We start from the raw sequence: 17352 nt of genomic DNA, 5'->3' as shown, positions 1-17352 counted from the left end.
ACGGGAGGCGCGGTGCCGGCTGGCACCGCGCCTCCCGTCCGTCAATCGCGCGTCTACCGCCGGCGGGTCGCGTCCTCGACGGTGCCGACGAGCTCCTCGAGGATGTCCTCGAGGAAGAGCACACCGAGCGTCCGGCCCTCGGCGTCGAACGCCCGCGCCACGTGACGACCGGCGGCGCGCATGGTCGCGAGGGCGTCCTCGAGGTCCATCTCCGTGTACAGCGAGATGAGCTGCCGGATCCGCTTCGGCGGCACCGGGTCGTCGTACTCGTCCGGTCGGAGGTCGATGACGTCCTTCACGTGCACGTAGCCCGTGGGGGAGCCGTCCTCGGCCACGAGCACGTACCGCGAGAACCCGCGCTGGGCCACGGCCCGCTCGACGTCACCCGGGGTGGCGTCCTCGGGGAGGGTGACGAGCTCGGCCATCGGTACGGCGACGTCCTTGACCTTCTTCTCGGTGAACTCGAACGCCAGGGCGAGCTTGCCGTCGTCGGTGAGGGTGCCCTCGCGGCGGGACTGCTCGACGATGGTCTGGACCTCCTCGACGGTGAACGCGCTCACGGCTTCGTCCTTCGGCTCGACCCGGAAGAGCCGGAGCACGGCGTTCGCGACCTCGTTCAGGCCGACGACGACCCAGTGCAGGCCGTGGCCGATGTACCAGAGCGTCGGCACGAGGAGGAGCGCCGCACGGTCGGGCATCGAGAACGAGATGTTCTTGGGGACCATCTCGCCGAACACCACGTGCAGGAACGACACGAGCAGCAGCGTGAACACGAACGCCACGACGCCGATGACCTCGACGCTCCACCCGGTGAGGTGCAGCGGGACCTCGAGCAGGTGGTGGATCGCCGGCTCGGAGACGTTGAGGATGAGCAGCGAGCACACCGTGATGCCGAGCTGGGTGGTGGCGAGCATGCGGGTGGCGTGCTCCATCGCCCAGAGCGTCATCTGTGCGGCGCGCGAGCCCTCTTCCGCCCGCGGCTCGATCTGGGAGCGGCGGGCGGAGATGACGGCGAACTCGGCCGCGACGAAGTAGGCGTTGCCCATCAGGAGGACGACGAGCCAGAAGATGCCCCACCAGTCGGAGCTCATCGGGTGCCGCCCTTCGCAGAGGCCTTCGAGGCCGTGGTCTTCGTGGCCGGGATGATGATGCCGGTGGCCGGGGTCTCCGGCGGTGTGGGCGTCCAGCGGATCCGGTCGATGCGGCGCCCGTCGAGGCGTTCGACGCGGAACACGCCGTCCTCGAGCGGTACCTCGTCACCGACGGCCGGGAGCCGTCCGAGGGTCGACATGATGAACCCGCCGACGGTCTCGTACGGGCCGTCCTCGGGGACCTTCACACCGGCGCGGTCCTCGAGCTCGTCCGGGCGGAGGAGCCCCGGGAACGTCAGCCAGTTGCGCGACCGGACGACGTCGATCCGTGCACGGTCGTGCTCGTCGGACACCTCGCCGACGATCTCCTCGATGAGGTCCTCGAGCGTCACGACCCCCGCGGTGCCGCCGTACTCGTCGACGACGATCACCATCTGGTAGCCGCGACCACGGACCTCGGCGAGCAGCGTGTCGCCCGGCATCGTCTCGGGGACGCGCTCGGCGTCGGTCATGAGGGCGCCGACGGGGACCTCGGGGCGCTTCTCGCGGGGCACGGCGACGGCCTGCTTCACGTGCACGATGCCGACGACGTCGTCCGCGTCCTCCTCGATGACGGGGAAGCGGCTGAACCCGGTCTTCCGGGCGAGCGCGATGACGTCGTCGGCGGACTCGGACACGCGGATCGTGGAGAGCCGGGGGCGCGGGGTCATCACGTCGCTGGCGCTCAGCTCGGAGAACGAGATCGTCCGTTCGAGCAGCGTCGCGGTGTCCTGCTCGAGGGAGCCCTCGGACGCGGACCGACGCAGCAGCGAGGTGAGCTCCTCGGCGCTGCGCGCACCGGACAGCTCCTCTTGCGGCTCGATGCCCATCGCCCGGAGCACGGCGTTGGCGGTGCCGTTCAGCACCGCGACGGCCGGCTTGAACACCGTGGTGAACGCGATCTGCAGCGGCACGACGAGCTTCGCGGTCTGCAGGGGGAGCGCGAGCGCGAAGTTCTTCGGCACGAGCTCACCGAGGATCATCGACAGCAGGGTCGCGATGACGAGCGCCACGATCGAGCCGACGGTCTCGACGATCGCCTCGGGCAGCCGCATCGCGAGGAACGGCGCTTCGAGCAGCTTCGCGATCGACGGCTCGAGCAGGTAGCCGGTGAGCAGGGTCGTCAGCGTGATGCCGAGCTGCGCGCTGGAGAGGTGCGTCGAGGTGACCTTCAACGCACCGATGACGGGTGCGAGGCCGGTCTCACCGCGGTCTCGTCGGGCCTCGACGTCGGCGCGGTCGAGGTTGACCAGCGCGAACTCGGACGCGACGAAGACACCGGTGCCGAGTGTCAGCAGGATGCCGCCGATCAGCATGACGATGTCGATCGGACTCATGATTCACCTCCCGCAGGGCGCGAGGCAGTGCAGCTCACCGAGTGAGCGGCGGATGAGTGAGGCGAAGAACTGTTCGGGGGATCGTCCACAGTGAGGCAATCGTACTGCCTGGCGCGCGGCCAAGCCGAGAGAACGTACAGAACGGCCTACGCCGTGACGCGTGCGCGGTGGTACTGCTGCGGCTCGTAGTCCACGGAGACGCCGAGCTCGACGGCGGCACGGAGCGGGAAGCCCGGGTCGCGCAGGAACTCGCGGCCCACCATGACGACGTCCGCCTGGCCGGTCGCCACGATCTGCTCGGCCTGGAACGCCTCCGAGATCATGCCGACCGCGATCGTGCCGATGCCGGCGTCGCGCTTGATCGCGTCGGCGAAGGGCACCTGGTAGCCAGGCCCGACCGGGATCGGGGCGCTCGCGGCGTTGCCACCGGTCGAGACGTCCGCGAGGTCGGCACCGTGCTCGGCGGCCCAGCGCGCGACCTGCGTGGTCTCCTCGAGCGTCAGGCCGCCCGGGATCCAGTCGGTCGCCGAGAAGCGGACGACGACCGGGAAGCCCGCGCCGACCTCGGCACGGACGGCGTCCAGCACCTCGAGCAGGGCGCGGGCGCGGTTCTCGAGCGAGCCGCCGTACGAGTCGGTCCGGTGGTTGCTCAACGGCGACAGGAACTGGTGCAGCAGGTAGCCGTGCGCGGCGTGGATCTCGACGAGGTCGAAGCCGGCCTCGACCGAGCGCCGAGCGGCAGCGGCGAACGCCAGGGCCACCACGCGGATGTCCTCGGTGGCGAGCTCGCGCGGCTCGGCGTACCCGTCGAAGGCGACCGCGGACGGTGCCACGGTGTTCCAGCCGCCCTGGTCCGCCGGCACGGAGCCGTGCGTCGACTCCCACGGGCGGAACGTCGACGCCTTGCGGCCGGCGTGCGCGAGCTGGACGCCCGCGGCGGCGCCCTGCGAGTGGATGAAGTCGACGATCGGGCGGAACGCGTCGCGCTGCTCGTCGTTCCACAGCCCGAGGTCCTGCGGGCTGATCCGCCCCTCCGGCACGACACCCGTGGCCTCGACCACGACCGCGCCGGCACCGCCCTTGGCGAAGCCGCCGAGGTGCACGAGGTGCCACGGCGTCGGCACGCCGTCCTGCGCCTCGACCGAGTACTGGCACATCGGGGAGACCCAGATGCGGTTGCGGACGGTCAGGTCGCGGATGGTGATCGGTTCGAACAGGGCGTGCGTCACGCGGGCTCCTTCTCGGCGGTCGCCCCGGTCGCGAGCTCCTGCAGGAACGCGCGGAGTCCGGCGGGCGACGTGTAGTGATGGCCGACCGCCCCGATCGCTTCCGCGCCGGCGGCGTTCTCGGCCCTGTTGTCGACGAACACCATCTGCGCGGCGTCGATTCCCAGGCGCGCGCACGTGTCCAGGTAGATCGAGGCGTCCGGCTTCAGGACGTGCTCCTCGGCGCTCACCACGACGGTCTCGAACAGGGAGCCCATCGGGGACCGGCGGTACGGGTCACCGAAGTCGAACCCGGCGTTCGACAGCAGGGCGACCCGGGTGCCGGCGTCGTGCAGCTCCTCGACGATCGCGAGGGTCTCCGGCTCGACCTCGAACCAGCCGGTGAAGTCGATCGCCCAGAACCGGTGGATGTCGGTGATGCGCCACGTCCGGCCGGTGCGCTCGGCGATCGCGCGCCAGTAGTCCACGACGGAGAGGTCGCCGCGGTCCAGGTCGTGCCGGAGCTCCTGGTAGACGGGGAAGAGCTCGTCCGCCGGCACCCCGGTCGCCGCGACGAGGGCGTCCCGCGAGGCGTGCGGCGTCCGGCTGATCACCTCGCCGTAGTCGAAGACCACCACACGACCGGGCAGGAACAGGCTCATGCGCTCCACCGTAACGTGGCGTCTCGTGAACGACTTCGTCCCCTTCGCCCCGACCGATGCCGCCGCCTGGACCACCGCCCCGCACGGCGACTCCACCAAGTACCGGCGGGGTGTCCTCGGCGTCGCGACCGGCTCCGACCAGTACCCGGGTGCCGCCGTGCTCGGCGTCGACGCCGCCGTGCACACCGGCGTCGGGATGGTCCGGTACGTCGGACCGTCCCGCGCGTCGGACCACGTGCTCGCGCGGCGTCCCGAGGTCGTCGCCGGGGTCGGACGGGTGCAGGCGTGGCTCGTCGGCTCCGGGATCTCGGCGGGCTCGCTCGAGGACCTGGACGACGTGACGGCGGAGGGGTTCCGTCACGCCTCGGACGACGGGGTCCCCGTGGTCGTCGACGCCGGGGCGATCCCGCTCGTCGAGCTCGGTCCCCTGGCGGTGCTGACGCCGCACGCGGGGGAGCTCGCCGGCGTCCTGCACGAGTCGCGGGAGTCGATCGAGCAGGACCCGGCCGCGGCCGCGCTCCGTGCCGCCGCGCAGACCGGGAGCGTCGTGCTCCTGAAGGGGTCCGCCACGCACGTCGCGACACCCGACGGGTCGGTGCGGCTCGTGGCCTCGTCGGCGACGCCGTGGCTCGCGGCCGCCGGTGCCGGTGACGTCCTCGGCGGGGTGCTCGGGGCGCTCGTGGCGGCTCGGCAGGGTGCGGCGGAGGCGTCCGGGTCGTCGCTGTCGCCGTCCGACCTGGCGCACCTGGCCGCTTCGGCTGCGGTGGTGCACGGGATCGCGGCGCGACGGGCGTCCGGGGGTGGGCCGTTCACGATGGCGGCGCTGGTCGAGCAGCTGCCGGGCGTGGTGCGCGACCTCGTCGTCGAGGGCGACGCGCGGGGGTAGCCGCGAGCGGCGACGGACGGGAGGCGCGGTGCGGGCCCGCACCGCGCCTCCTGGCCGTCAGGTGGTCACGTCCGGGGCGTGACGCGCGTCGTGCGCGTCAGCTCGCGGGGGTCGCGTGCACGAGGAACTCGACCGCACCCGCGTCGTCGACCTGCACGAAGCCGAGGCTCGGGGCCTGCACGCCGAAGTCCGAGAAGGTGATCGGGATCGAGCCGGAGACGTCGACGCCGTCGCCGTTCAGCCCGACCTCGAGCGTCGCGGCGACCGACTTCGTGACGCCGTGCAGGGTGAGGTCCCCGGTGGCCTCGACCTTCGTCGTGCCGGAGCCGGACGGGACCGCGTCCGCGATCGGCGCGGTGAGCGTGAAGGTCGCGCTGGGGAACGCCGACGTGTCGAGCGCCGAGTCGCGGAAGTACGAGTCGCGCTGGGCCGAGTCCGTGGCGATGTCGGCGACCTGCACGGTGATGGTCGCCTTCGTGATGGCGGTGCCGTCGACGGTCGCGCTGCCGGTGACGCTGTCGGTGCGCCCGGTGACGGTGACGTCCGAGCCGTTCAGGACCTCGTGGACGCGGTACCCGGCCTCGGAGTCGCCGCCGACCGTCCACGCGCCGGACAGGTCCGCGGCGTCGAGCGTCGACGGGGCGCGGCTCGCGGCGACGCTCGGCGCGGCGGAGGCCTTGGCGTTCTCGCTGCTCGTGTAGAGGTTCGTGCCGACGATCGCGGCGACGACGCCGATGACGACGACCGCGGCGACGACCGCGATCCAGATGACTGCTCTGCGGCGCGTGCGCGCGGTGTCGGAGGTCACGAGGGGAACGGTGACACGTCATGCTCGGGGGAACCTGTGACGGGCGTGCCGCTACGCTCGTCCGGTGCAGAGGACGGTGTGGCGTTCGCGGTGGCGTTCGCGGTGGCCCGAGGTCGCGTCGTTCGTCGTGGCGTTCGCCGCCGTGCACGCGGTCCTCTGGTGGCTGACCTCCGTGTCGGCGAACCTGCCGCTCGGCGACGTCACGATCACCTACCGGCGGTGGATCGAGACCGGGCACGCGTCCGGGTTCTGGGTCGGGATCGACGAGGACTGGGTGTACCCGATCCTCGCGATCGTCCCGATGGCCGCTGCCGCCGTCGCGGGTGTGACGTCGATCGGCACCGGGTGGCTCGTGCTCATGGTCGTGCTCGACGCCGTCGCGTGCGCGTTCCTGTGGCGCTTCCGCGGGCTCGGCGTGCGCGTCGTGTGGTGGTGGCTCGCCTTCCTGCTCGCCCTCGGGCCGATCGGCCTCGGACGCATCGACACCGTCGCGACCGTTCTCGCCCTGGTCGGGGTGGCCTTCGTCGCGTCGCGGCCGGCCGTCGCCTCGGCGCTGTTCACCGCCGGCGCGTGGACGAAGGTCTGGCCCGCGGCGCTCGTGGGCGTGCTCCTGCTGCTCCGCCGTGGACACCGCCGCGGGGTGCTCGTCGGTGCGCTCGTGCTGACGGCGCTCATCGTCCTCGTCGACGTCCTGTACGGGGGAGCGGCCCACCTGTTCTCGTTCGTGGGGCAGCAGAGCGGCCGTGCGCTGCAGATCGAGGCGCCCCTCGCGACCCCCTTCATGTGGGCGGCGGCGTTCGGTGTCCCCGGTGCCGCGGTCTACTACGACCAGCAGATCCTGACGTTCGAGGTGTCCGGCGCGGGGACGCACGCGGCAGCCGCGGTGTCGACGCCGCTCATGGCCGTGGTCGTCGTCGGCGGGGTGCTGCTCGCGCTCTGGGCCGTGCACCGCGGCGCGCACCGGGCCGAGGCCGCGCCGCTGCTGGCACTGCTCCTGGTGGCCGCGCTGGTCGCCGCGAACAAGGTCGGGTCGCCGCAGTACATCGGGTGGTTCGCCGTGCCGATCGTGTGGGGGCTCGTCGCCGGTCGTCCGAGCGCCCGGCGCTTCCTGCCCGTCGCCGTCGCTGCGATCCCGATGGCGCTGTTGACGCAGGTGATCTACCCCGGGTTCTACGACCAGGTGCTCACCGTGCAGCCCTCGGTGCTCGTGGTCCTCACGCTCCGGAACGCGCTCGAGGTCGCGGTGCTGGTCTGGAGCGTCGTCGCGATCGTCCGGCTCGGCGTGCGGGCCCGTGCCACCGCTGTGCCGGTCGTCCCGGCAGGGGGCAGGATGGACGCATGATCGTCGCGTTCTCCGTCGCCCCGTCCGGTGGTCCCTCCGCGAGCTCGGACGGGTCCGTGCACGACGCCGTCGCGGCCGCCGTGCGGATCGTCCGCGAGAGCGGGTTGCCGAACCGCACCTCGTCGATGTTCACCGAGGTCGAGGGGGAGTGGGACGAGGTCATGGACGTCGTCAAGCGCGCCACTGAGGCCGTCGGGGCGTACGGCACGCGGGTGTCCCTCGTGCTCAAGGCCGACATCCGCCCGGGGCACACCGGCGAGATCGACGGCAAGCTCGAGCGGCTCGAGGCTGCGCTCGACGACTGAGCGACACGCCGAGCACCTCCCACGGATGTCGGTGGTCGGGTGTGTCCTGTCGGTGTCGGACGGAACGCGTCCGCACGACGACGAGGAGCACGTGATGATGCACGACGGCTGGTGCCCCGACTGCGACCTGCGGACGGTCGTCATCGACTCGGATGAACACGGCGACACCGCCTGGGCGAGCTGCACCGAGTGCGGCGCCGGGTGGGTCCACCGTGACGAACTCCCGGGGCTCGTCGTCGCGGCCCACGCGGAGCCGGAGCGTCGCGCCGCCTGACGCGGGTCGAATCGATTCGGCCGGGCGACTTCCGTTCGGCCTTTGGAGCGGTCTACACTGCTGAGACCGGTCGCTTTCGGTGGCCGGCCGTCCACGTTCGCCGCTGAACCAGGACCACCCTCCGCCCGTTCCCGGTCGCATCGTCAGCGACGTCGACGTCGACGGCACGGAGGCACGGTGCGGCGGCCACGCGCACCGACGGTCCCAGCCGACTCACGCGAGTCGACGTCCGGAACCCGTCCCGCTCCTCCCGTCCCGAAACAGGCACCATGTCCCAGCTCACGCCTGCGCGTCGCGCACTCGCGCTCATCGCCCTCGCCCTCGGCGGGTTCGCCATCGGTTCGACCGAGTTCGTCGCGATGGGGCTCCTGCCGAACATCGCCGAGGCGCTCCTGCCGCGCCAGTACGGCCTCGACCCGGACGCCGGGATCGCGCACGCCGGCTGGCTCGTGAGCGCGTACGCCCTCGGTGTCGTCGTCGGTGCCCCCACGATCGCGGCGATGTCGGCGAAGTTCCCGCGCAAGGGCCTGATCCTCGTGCTGCTCGTCGGGTTCGTCCTGGCGACGGTCGCGAGCGCGATCCTGCCGTCGTTCGGCCTCGTGCTCGTGGCGCGGTTCGTCGCGGGGCTCCCGCACGGTGCGTACTTCGGCATCGCGTCGATCGTGGCGGGCGACATCATGGGTCCGGGCAAGCGCGGCAAGGGCATCGCGATGGTGCTGCTCGGCCTGTCGGTCGCGAACGTCGTGGGCGTCCCGGCGATCACCTGGGTCGGGCAGGTCGCCAGCTGGCGCATCGCGTACGGCGTCGTCGCCGTCCTGTTCGCCCTGACGTTCCTCGCGGTGTGGGCCTTCGTGCCGCGCAGCGCCCGTGACGAGCACGCGACGATCGGCCGCGAGCTCAGGGCGTTCCGCGTGCCGCAGGTCTGGATGGTCATGGGCCTCGGAGCCGTCGGCTTCGGCGGTTTCTTCGCGGTCTACTCGTACATCTCGCCGCTCGTGCAGAACGTCACGGGGCTGTCGGAGTCGTTCGTGCCGCTCGTCCTCGTGGTCGTCGGCATCGGCATGGTCATCGGTGGCGTGCTCGGCGGGCACCTGGCCGACCACAGCGTCAAGCGCACGATCTACGTCGGCATGTTCGCGCTGATCGGCGCCCTGCTCGTCACCGTCCTCACCGCGCAGTGGGTGTGGGGGGTGTTCCTCGGGGCGTTCCTGCTCGGTGCGACCTCGTCCGCGATCCCGCCGGCCGTGCAGTCCCGCCTGATGGACGTCGCCGGAGACGCACGGACCATCGCGGCGGCGCTCAACCACTCGGCGTTCAACATCGGCAACTCGATCGGTGCGGCCCTGGGCGGCGCGGTCATCGCTGCCGGGTTCGGCTTCAAGGCGCCGGGGTGGCTCGGCATCGTGCTGGCGCTGCTCGGTGTCCTCATGACGATGGTGAGCTACGGCGCCGAGCGCCGCAGCACCCGCCGTGCGTCGCTCCGGTCGTCATCGCCGACCACCGGCCCGATCACCGCGCCCGTCCCGCTGGGCTGACGCGGGTCCCACCGGCCAGGAGGCGCGGGGCGGCCCCGCACCGCGCCTCCAGTCCGTCGACGGTGCGGCAGACCGCCGATCGTGAGCAGAAGAGGTCGGGTCCCGTGACGGGACCCGACCTCTTCTGCTCACGAAGCGTGCGGCGCGGGGCGTGCGGCGCGCGGCGCGTGCGGCGCGCGCTACAGGCCCAGCGGGCTGCCGTCCTGGACGATGATGCCGTCGGTGATCGCGCGCTTCCGCAGCGCCACCTTCGTGCCGACGTCGAAGCCCGCGACGCGGTACTTCTCGCGGATGCGCTTGAGGTAGCTCTTCGCGGTCTCCTCGGAGATGCCGAGCTGGTACGCGACGCTCTTCACCGGCTCGCCGCCGCCGTACAGCGCCATGACGCGACGCTCCTGGGCGCTGAGCTTCGGCACGCCACCGACGTCACCGCTGTTGATCGCCAGGTCGAGCTCGGCGGAGACGTACTGCTCGCCGCGCTGGGCGGAGCGGATGGCCTCGACGATCATCTCGGCGTCCTCGCTCTTCACGAGGTAGCCGAGGGCGCCGGAGGCGAGGGCCTCGCGGACGACGTTCGGCTCCGAGTAGGTGCTCATCACGACGGTCTTCACACCGGCGGTCTTGAGCGTCGAGATCTTCAGCGAGACCGGGATCGAGTCCTTGAGGTCGAGGTCGAGCAGCACGACGTCGACCGGGAACGCCGGGCTCGTGAGGAGCTCGGGCCAGGTGGTGACGGCCGCGACGAGCGTGATGTCGTCGGCTGCGTTCCGGATCCACTCGGTGAGCGCGCCGAGGAGCATCCTGTGGTCGTCGACGAGTGCGAGTCGGATCGGTTCCTCTGGAGTCGCCATGGTGGCGTCCTTTCTCGGGGGCGGTCGTGGGCCGATCCTAGGGGGACGGACCACGGGGCACGGGCAGGCTGGTCAGGGTGTCCGGCAGTCGGGCCAGCCGGTTCCGTGCGACGACTACATCGACGGATGTCGGTCGACGACGCAGTGCGCGACGACGTGCAGGACGCCGTCGCGGACGGAGTCCTGGTACGGGCCGATCCGCTGCAGGGCGCTCCACGCGGTCGGGCCGAGTCGACGCCGGGGGACACCGCGCGACTCGAAGACGACCGGGACGTCCATCGTCTCGTCGGTGACGGGGTGCCCGTCCGAGCCGACGGGGCCGAGCGTCACGGAGACGACCGGTGATCCGGCCTGGGTCTGCTTGCCGTCGCCGACCATCTGCCAGAGCGTCTGCAGCAGGCCGTCGCGCTGCGCGGGGGAGAGGTGGCCCGCGAGCGACTGCGGATCCGCGACGCTGACGGAGCGGCCGAGGTTGTCGGACTCCGTGATCGCGTGGTACAGCCAGGTCTCGCGGCGGCCCTCGATGAGGTGCAGGCGCAGCTCGGTGGCGAGCGAGGCGGCGACCGAGGCGGACGCGTCCGAGAGCGGCAGGGGGTCGCTGCCGTTGGCGACGGCGTCGAGGAGCTTCTCGGCGGCGAGGTCGAGCCGGGCGAGTTCGTCGGAGGCGAGCATGCCCACGGCGAACTGCGGTGCCTGCACGTTGCTCTGCACGAGGACCCGGTCGAGTTCACGCTGCACGAGCTGGCGGAACCGGTGCACCACGAAGAGCGCGATCGACGGCGGGACGGTCACGAGCGCCACGGTGGACACGATCGCGGGCAGGGTGTCGCTCGTGATCGGCGTGGAGGCGACCGCCATCCCGACGAACGCGAGGCCGAGGACGGCGATGGCGGCGGCGACCTCGCGGGCCGGGCGCAGGGTCGCGACCGGCAGGAGCGCGAAGCCGGCGGCGACGGACGCGGACGCCGAGTGGGCGATGTCGTGCTCGGGCCAGATGCCGATGAAGTCGAGCGTCACGACACAGCCGAGGACGACGCAGATCAGCGCGAAGGCGAGCCCGGTCAGTCGTTCGCCGTACGTGAGCAGGCTGAGCCCGACCCCGACGGCGGCGACGAGGTAGAGCGCCCAGGCCGCCGCGGGCAGCCACGGGTCGGTGAACTCCGTCCAGCGGATGAGGAAGAAGACGATCCCCGCGACGGCTTCGATGCCGGTGAGGACCGCGGCGCCGAGTCCGAGGTAGCCGGCGCCGAGCGAGGCGCCGGGCTTGGCGGCCTGCCGCAGCGAGCGCGCGCCGGTGGAGGTGGAGGGGAGGCCGCGCGCCTGTCGACGTTCGCTGCCCCGGTACCGCTCCCGCGCCTCCCGTCGGGTCCGCGGAGCGGGCTGCACGGTCTCGCCGGGGAGGCCGCGGCTGATGGTGTCCTCGGGGACGCGGCTCATCTGGGGGCCTCCAGGACGACGGTCGTGCCGGATCCCGGCGCGGAGAAGAGCTTCGCGTCGCCGCCGACCTCGCGGAGGCGGTTCACCACGCTCTCCTTGAAGCCGAGCCGTTCGGCACTGACGTGGGTGAGGTCGAAGCCGACGCCGGAGTCGGTGACCATCGCGCGGACCATCTCGTTGTCGTGCACGATCGTGACGTGCGCCTCGCCGACGCCGGCGTGCCGGCGGACGTTCTCGAGGCACTCGCCGAGCGCGAGCAGGAAGGCGTCGAGCACGTTCGACGGCAGCAGGACCTGCCCGGTGCCGTGCCAGCTCACCTCGAGGCCCATGCGGCCGAAGCGCTGCTTGACCGACTCGAGGGTCTGGCCGAGCGGGGACTCTTCCTCGCGGGTGAGCGAGTAGTCGCCGGACTGCTGCGGCTGCGGCGTCGCACCGAGACGGAGGTGGCGGAGGAGTCGGGCATCCTCGGCGGCCTGCTCACGCATCGCCTGCTCGGAGACGCCCACGCCGGAGTGCGCGAGGAGGGTCAGCGTGGCGAGCACGGTGTCGTGCAGGAGCCGCGCACCCTGTCGTCGCTGCGCCTCGGTCTCGCTCGCCTGGCGTTCGGCGCGGTGCGCGGTGCCGATGCTGTAGATCCGGCGGGCGACGCGCGGGATGCTCCGCGAGATCCAGATCGTCACGACGGCGATGAGCACCCACCCGAGCAGCGCGCCGGTGACCGGGGCGGCGAGGACGCTGCCGCTCGCCCAGACGATCGCGACGACGACGGCCGCCCCGGCGACGATGGTCAGCCCGAGGCCCACGGGCTTCCCGCGCTGGGACATGAGCGGTGCCGAGATGCTGCCGGCGGCGAGGGGCACCACCGCGGAGGCGATGATCGGACGCGCTGTCTCGTCGACGCCGAGCAGCAGGAGTGCGAGCGCGCCGAGGCCCGAGGCGAGGATGAGCGCCGTCCACCACACCGAGCCGTTCCACCCGAAGACCAGGAAGCCGGCGATCATGATCGCGATGCAGGCGAGCCCGCCGAGCAGCGGGACGACCGGGACCGCGAGGGCACAGATCACCGCGACGACCGACACCAGGGCGCAGACGATGCCGACGACACGGGTCGTCGACCGGAGCAAGCGGTCGCGTTCCTGTGCGATGAAGTCCATCGGTGTCCTGGTCGTGGCGGTGTGGCTGAGGGAAAACCGAGCCTGGTTCAGGCTGGGTACCACGCCATCATTCCACGCGCGACACCCGTTGGGGGGTGTTCGGCGCGCCATCCCGTGTCGGATGGTTCCGCGATCGTTATTGCAAGCGTTGTGCGTCCAAGAGCCGCCGGAGGTGCGCCCCCACGGCCTCGTGCTCGATCAGGAACCCGTCGTGCCCGAACTCGCTCTCGATCACGGCCGCGCGGTCACCGTCGAGGGTGTCCGGCACGCCGGCCGCGATGCGGTGCTGGTCCTCGATCGGGAACAGCCGGTCGCTCGACACCCCGACCACGAGCGTGCGGGCCGTGACCTGCGCCAGCGCCGCCGCGATCCCGCCCCGACCGGCTCCGACGTCGTGCGAGTCCATCGCGTGGGTGAGCGTCACGTAGGAGCTCGCGTCGAACCGACGGGTGAACTTGTTCCCGTGGAAGTCGAGGTAGCTCTCGACCGAGAAGCGGCCGTCGTCGCCGAGCGGTGAGACGTCGCTCTGCCACGAGCGGGCGAACCGGCCGTTCAGCTCGTCGGACGCCCGGTAGGTCATCAACGCCATCCGCCGAGCCAGCGCCAGCCCGCGGTGGGGGCCCTCGCCGGCGTCGGCCTCGTAGTAGTCGCCGCCCGCGAACGCCGGGTCCATCTGGATGGCAGCGCGCTGCAGCGAGTTCGCGGCGATCTGGTCGGCGGTGGTCTGCGCCGTGCTCGCCAGCACCGCGAGCCGGGACACCCGTGCAGGGTGTGTGACGGCGAACTCGAGCGCGTGCATGCCGCCCATCGACCCGCCGACGACGGCCGCGAAGACGTCGATGCCGAGCCGGTCGGCCAGCTGCGCCTGCACCGCCACCTGGTCGCGCACGGTGACGAACGGGAAGCGGGATCCCCACTCGAGGCCGTCCGGCGACACCGACGACGGCCCGGTCGTGCCCTGGCAGCCGCCGAGCATGTTCGGTGCGACGACGAACCACCGGTCGGTGTCGATCGCCCGGCCGGGTCCGACGACGTCGCCCCACCAGCCCGCGGTTCGGTGTCCGGGACCGGGTGCTCCGGCGACGTGCGAGTCGCCGGTCAGCGCGTGGAACACCAGGACCGCGTTGTCGCGGTCGGCGTTGAGCGTGCCCCAGGTCTCGTACGCCACGCGCACGGCGGGGATGCGTCCACCCCGCACCCACTGCTCACCGAGGGACGCGAAGTGCCGGGAGCCGGGGTGGTCGCCCGGGCGCCAGGCGCCGGTCACCGGGGGCTTGCCGAGCGTGCCGAGTTCGGTTCCGGGCACGAGGGTGGACGGCACGGAGTCCTCGGGGGTCGTCTGCCAGTCCATCGGGTCCAGTCTGCCGGGAGGCGCGGCGCGGGCCGCCAGTGTTACGTCACGTCCGGCGCGTCGCGGGTCCACTGCGGCGGGTCGCGGGCGCTCGCGGGCGCGTGCGTGCGAGCGGGTGCGGGTGCGTGCGTGCGGGTGCGGCTGCGTGCGTGCGCATGTTCCGACATCGCACTCGTCGTTCGACGCGTGGATCGTCGCACCATGCACACGCACCGGATGTGTGCGCAACCAACGACGTCCCACGAGTCGATCGACTCGTGGGACGTCGCATGGTGCACACGCATCGAGCGCGAGGGCCCGCGACAGCCCCCGCGCCCCCGCGACAGCCCCCGCGACAGCGCCCGGGGCCGCTACGCGCGCTGGCCCTCCTGCGCGACCGCACGGGCCGCGGCGAGCCCGGCCTCGAGGTCGGCCTTGAGGTCCTCGACGTTCTCGATCCCCACCGACAGCCGCACCAGCCCAGGCGTGACCCCGGTGGTGAGCTGCTGCTCGGGCGTGAGCTGCGAGTGCGTGGTCGACGCCGGGTGGATGACGAGGGAGCGCACGTCGCCGATGTTCGCGAGGTGCGAGAACAGCTGCAGGTTGTCGACGAACGCCTTGCCGGCGGGCACGCCGCCCTTGAGCTCGAACGACAGCACGGCCCCGACGCCCTTCGGCGCGTAGCGGTTCGCCGCGGCGTACCAGGGGGAGGTCGGCAACCCGGCGTAGGCGACGGTCGCGACGTCCGGGTGCCGGTCGAGCCACTCGGCGATCTCCTGCGCGTTCGACACGTGCCGCTCGATGCGGAGCGACAGCGTCTCGATGCCCTGCAGCAGCGCGAACGCGGTGTCCGCCGAGTTCGACGCACCGAGGTCGCGGAGCAGCTGCACCCGGGCCTTGACGATGTAGGCGAGCTCGTTGCCGACGGCCTCGGCGAAGACCGCGCCGTGGTACGAGGGGTCCGGCGTGTTGAACTCGGGGAACTTGTCCGGGTGCTGCGACCACGCGAACTTGCCGGAGTCGACGATGATCCCGCCGATGACGGTGCCGTGCCCGCCGAGGAACTTCGTCGCCGAGTGCACGACGATGTCGGCACCGTGCTCGAACGGACGGATGAGGTAGGGCGTCGCGATCGTGTTGTCGACGATGAGCGGCACGCCGGACTCGTGGGCGACCTCGCTGACACCGGTGATGTCGAGCACGTTGATCCTCGGGTTGCCGATCGTCTCGGCGAAGAACAGCTTCGTGTTCGGTCGGACCGCGCGGCGCCACTCGTCGAGGTCGTCCTGGTCCTCGACGAACGTGGTCTCGATGCCGAGCTTCGCGAGCGTGTACTTGAAAAGGTTGTACGTGCCGCCGTAGATCGACGACGAGGACACGATGTGGTCCCCGGCGCCCGCGATGTTGAGCACCGCGTAGGTCTCCGCCGCCTGGCCGCTCGACACCAGGAGCGCCCCGGAGCCGCCCTCGAGCGCCGCGATCCGCTGCTCCACGACGTCGTTCGTCGGGTTCATGATGCGCGAGTAGATGTTGCCCGGCTTGGCCAGGGCGAAGAGGTCACGGGCCTCGTCCGAGTTCGCGAAGACGTACGAGGTCGTCTTGTAGATCGGCGTCGCGCGGGCCCCCGTGGTCGGGTCGGGCTGTGCGCCGGCGTGGATCTGCGTGGTCTCGAACCGCCACTGGGCGGCGTCGTTCTGGGTCATCTCGTGCTCCTGTCCGGTGGCGGTCGTCGGGTCGTCGGGTCGCCCAGCGCTCGGCCCAGGAGGCGCGGCGCGGCTGTGCGTCGCCCGTCACGGTACGCAGGTGGTCGCGTCGGCACCAGCGCGCCCGCCTCGGGACGTAACGACCGAGGCGGAGGCGACCCGCGCCTCCTGGCCCGCGCCGCACTGTGCGAGGTTCCGCGCGCCGTGGGACGCTCGTTCCCTCGCACCGTGGGCGGAGGCTCGCACAGTACGGACGCGCGGGCGCAGTCTCACTCTTCGCGGCGGAAGAGCCAGCGCACGTTCGGTTCGAGGAGCCAGCGCATCCCCCGGCGGACGAACGGCTGGGCGAGGAACAGGCTCACCGCGCAGGCGATCGCCACCATCAGCAGCACGTACGGCCACGCCGAGTGCTGCCCGGCGAGCACCCCGGACTCGCGGATCGGGTAGAGCACGAACGTGTGCAGCAGGTACACGTACATCGTCGCCGCGCCGAACTGCGTGATCCAGACGTTCCGACGGGGCACGAGCAGCAGGAACGACGCGGTGAGGAGGGTCGCCAGCAGCATCAGCCCGAAGCGCACAGCACCGGCCCACCAGGCGTCCTCGCCGAGGCCCGAGTACGAGTCGTCGTAGAAGAACCAGTGGTGCAGGTCGAACTGCTTGAACTGCGGGATCCAGATCGCACACGCCACCGCCCACGCCACGAACACGGCACCGGCCGCGATGCGCACGCGGACCACGACCCGCCGCGGAGCCTCGTACCAGCGGTCGAAGACGCCCCACTGCTTCACCTGCCAGCCGAGCAGGAAGAACGGCAGGAGGCTGATCGCCCGCGACAGGGAGAGCGTGGAGTCGACGTTGTCGAAGTAGCCGACGCCGATGCTGAACACGACGGCCCAGAACAGCGGCCATCGGAGCTGCGCGAGGTACGGGAGGATCAGCTTGAAGATCCCCAGTGCGAGCAGGAACCAGAGGGTCCAGGTCGGCTGCGTCGGGTTGAACTTCTTCCCGCCCTCGACCAGGGCCTGCACGACGGTCCAGATCGTCTGCATGATGATGTACGGCACGACGATGTCCGTGATCGTCCGGCGCATGCGCTTCGCGGTCGGGGTGTCGGCGGAGGAGAAGTACCCGCTGATGACGCCGAACGCCGGCATGTGGAACGCGTAGATGAAGGTGTACAGCGCGAGGGCGTGCTCGCTCGCCGCCGTCTGGCGTTGGATCGCATGGCCGATCACCACGAGCGTGACCGCCAGGAACCGCGCCGTGTCCCACATCGGGATACGGCGCTTCGCACGTCCGGGCTCGAGCTGCGAGGCGGGCGCCGAGGGCGCGGGAGGGGCGGCGTCCGTCGTCATCGCCCGTCACGTTACCCGATCGTGACCTTGCCGGA

Annotated in this window: 16 protein-coding genes; 5 read left to right on the top strand and 11 right to left on the bottom strand. The window is 71.7% G+C overall.

Annotation, left to right across the window (positions count from 1 at the left end):
* Positions 1-53 precede the first annotated feature (53 nt).
* The 4 genes from BIV01_RS08750 to BIV01_RS08735 form a co-directional block, all read right to left on the bottom strand.
* Positions 54-1091: a hemolysin family protein gene (locus BIV01_RS08750; RefSeq protein WP_070416367.1), complete on the bottom strand. Its 1038-nt coding sequence runs from the start codon at positions 1089-1091 to the stop codon at positions 54-56.
* On the bottom strand, positions 1088-2467 hold the full coding sequence (locus BIV01_RS08745) for a hemolysin family protein (RefSeq protein ID WP_071302572.1): 1380 nt from the start codon (positions 2465-2467) through the stop codon (positions 1088-1090). Before BIV01_RS08745 ends, BIV01_RS08750 begins: the two co-directional genes overlap by 4 nt.
* A gap of 146 nt (positions 2468-2613) precedes the next feature.
* Complete coding sequence (locus tag BIV01_RS08740; RefSeq protein ID WP_071302571.1) at positions 2614-3696, bottom strand: NADH:flavin oxidoreductase/NADH oxidase; 1083 nt, start codon at positions 3694-3696, stop codon at positions 2614-2616.
* Complete coding sequence (locus tag BIV01_RS08735) at positions 3693-4334, bottom strand: HAD family hydrolase (RefSeq protein WP_071302570.1); 642 nt, start codon at positions 4332-4334, stop codon at positions 3693-3695. The genes BIV01_RS08740 and BIV01_RS08735 overlap by 4 nt, the downstream gene beginning before the upstream one ends.
* On the opposite strand from BIV01_RS08735, the gene BIV01_RS08730 reads away from it, so the two are divergent.
* A complete protein-coding gene (locus BIV01_RS08730) occupies positions 4333-5220 on the top strand; it encodes an ADP-dependent NAD(P)H-hydrate dehydratase (RefSeq protein ID WP_139199274.1) in 888 nt (295 codons plus the stop codon). The genes BIV01_RS08735 and BIV01_RS08730 overlap by 2 nt on opposite strands.
* A 97-nt stretch (positions 5221-5317) precedes the next feature.
* Here BIV01_RS08730 and BIV01_RS08725 read toward each other — a convergent pair whose 3' ends face one another.
* Positions 5318-6028 (bottom strand): YceI family protein, encoded by a 711-nt coding sequence (locus BIV01_RS08725; protein ID WP_083413886.1) that lies wholly within the window; start codon positions 6026-6028, stop codon positions 5318-5320.
* A gap of 64 nt (positions 6029-6092) precedes the next feature.
* Between BIV01_RS08725 and BIV01_RS08720 the strand changes: the two genes are divergently transcribed.
* From BIV01_RS08720 to BIV01_RS08705, 4 genes are all read left to right on the top strand, one after another.
* A complete protein-coding gene (locus BIV01_RS08720; RefSeq protein ID WP_139199273.1) occupies positions 6093-7370 on the top strand; it encodes a glycosyltransferase 87 family protein in 1278 nt (425 codons plus the stop codon).
* Complete coding sequence (locus tag BIV01_RS08715; RefSeq protein WP_070416362.1) at positions 7367-7675, top strand: thiamine-binding protein; 309 nt, start codon at positions 7367-7369, stop codon at positions 7673-7675. The genes BIV01_RS08720 and BIV01_RS08715 overlap by 4 nt, the downstream gene beginning before the upstream one ends.
* Positions 7676-7769: 94 nt before the next feature.
* Positions 7770-7949 (top strand): hypothetical protein, encoded by a 180-nt coding sequence (locus tag BIV01_RS08710; RefSeq protein ID WP_139199272.1) that lies wholly within the window; start codon positions 7770-7772, stop codon positions 7947-7949.
* A gap of 269 nt (positions 7950-8218) precedes the next feature.
* The gene (locus BIV01_RS08705; RefSeq protein WP_071296180.1) at positions 8219-9484 is read left to right on the top strand and encodes an MFS transporter; all 1266 of its coding nucleotides are present in this window, start codon (positions 8219-8221) and stop codon (positions 9482-9484) included.
* A gap of 179 nt (positions 9485-9663) precedes the next feature.
* Here the strand turns inward: BIV01_RS08705 and BIV01_RS08700 are convergent, their stop codons facing one another.
* The 6 genes from BIV01_RS08700 to BIV01_RS08675 form a co-directional block, all read right to left on the bottom strand.
* Positions 9664-10335 (bottom strand): response regulator, encoded by a 672-nt coding sequence (locus BIV01_RS08700; protein ID WP_070416359.1) that lies wholly within the window; start codon positions 10333-10335, stop codon positions 9664-9666.
* Positions 10336-10449: 114 nt separating this feature from the next.
* Complete coding sequence (locus BIV01_RS08695; RefSeq protein WP_083294960.1) at positions 10450-11772, bottom strand: hypothetical protein; 1323 nt, start codon at positions 11770-11772, stop codon at positions 10450-10452.
* Positions 11769-12926, bottom strand: coding sequence for a sensor histidine kinase (locus BIV01_RS08690; protein WP_071296181.1), 1158 nt, complete (start codon positions 12924-12926; stop codon positions 11769-11771). The genes BIV01_RS08695 and BIV01_RS08690 overlap by 4 nt, the downstream gene beginning before the upstream one ends.
* A 136-nt stretch (positions 12927-13062) precedes the next feature.
* On the bottom strand, positions 13063-14277 hold the full coding sequence (gene metX / locus BIV01_RS08685) for a homoserine O-acetyltransferase MetX (RefSeq protein ID WP_071302568.1): 1215 nt from the start codon (positions 14275-14277) through the stop codon (positions 13063-13065).
* A 350-nt stretch (positions 14278-14627) separates the two neighbouring features.
* Positions 14628-15959: a bifunctional o-acetylhomoserine/o-acetylserine sulfhydrylase gene (locus BIV01_RS08680; protein WP_071302567.1), complete on the bottom strand. Its 1332-nt coding sequence runs from the start codon at positions 15957-15959 to the stop codon at positions 14628-14630.
* Between the two features lie 269 nt (positions 15960-16228).
* Positions 16229-17317 (bottom strand): acyltransferase family protein, encoded by a 1089-nt coding sequence (locus BIV01_RS08675; RefSeq protein ID WP_071302566.1) that lies wholly within the window; start codon positions 17315-17317, stop codon positions 16229-16231.
* Between the last annotated feature and the right edge of the window lie 35 nt (positions 17318-17352).

It is taken from the genome of Curtobacterium sp. MCBA15_013 (genome assembly GCF_001865095.1).
Classification (GTDB): Bacteria; Actinomycetota; Actinomycetes; order Actinomycetales; family Microbacteriaceae; genus Curtobacterium.
Note: the sequence above shows the minus strand (reverse complement) of the source record. Positions and strands in the feature narration are given on the sequence as shown.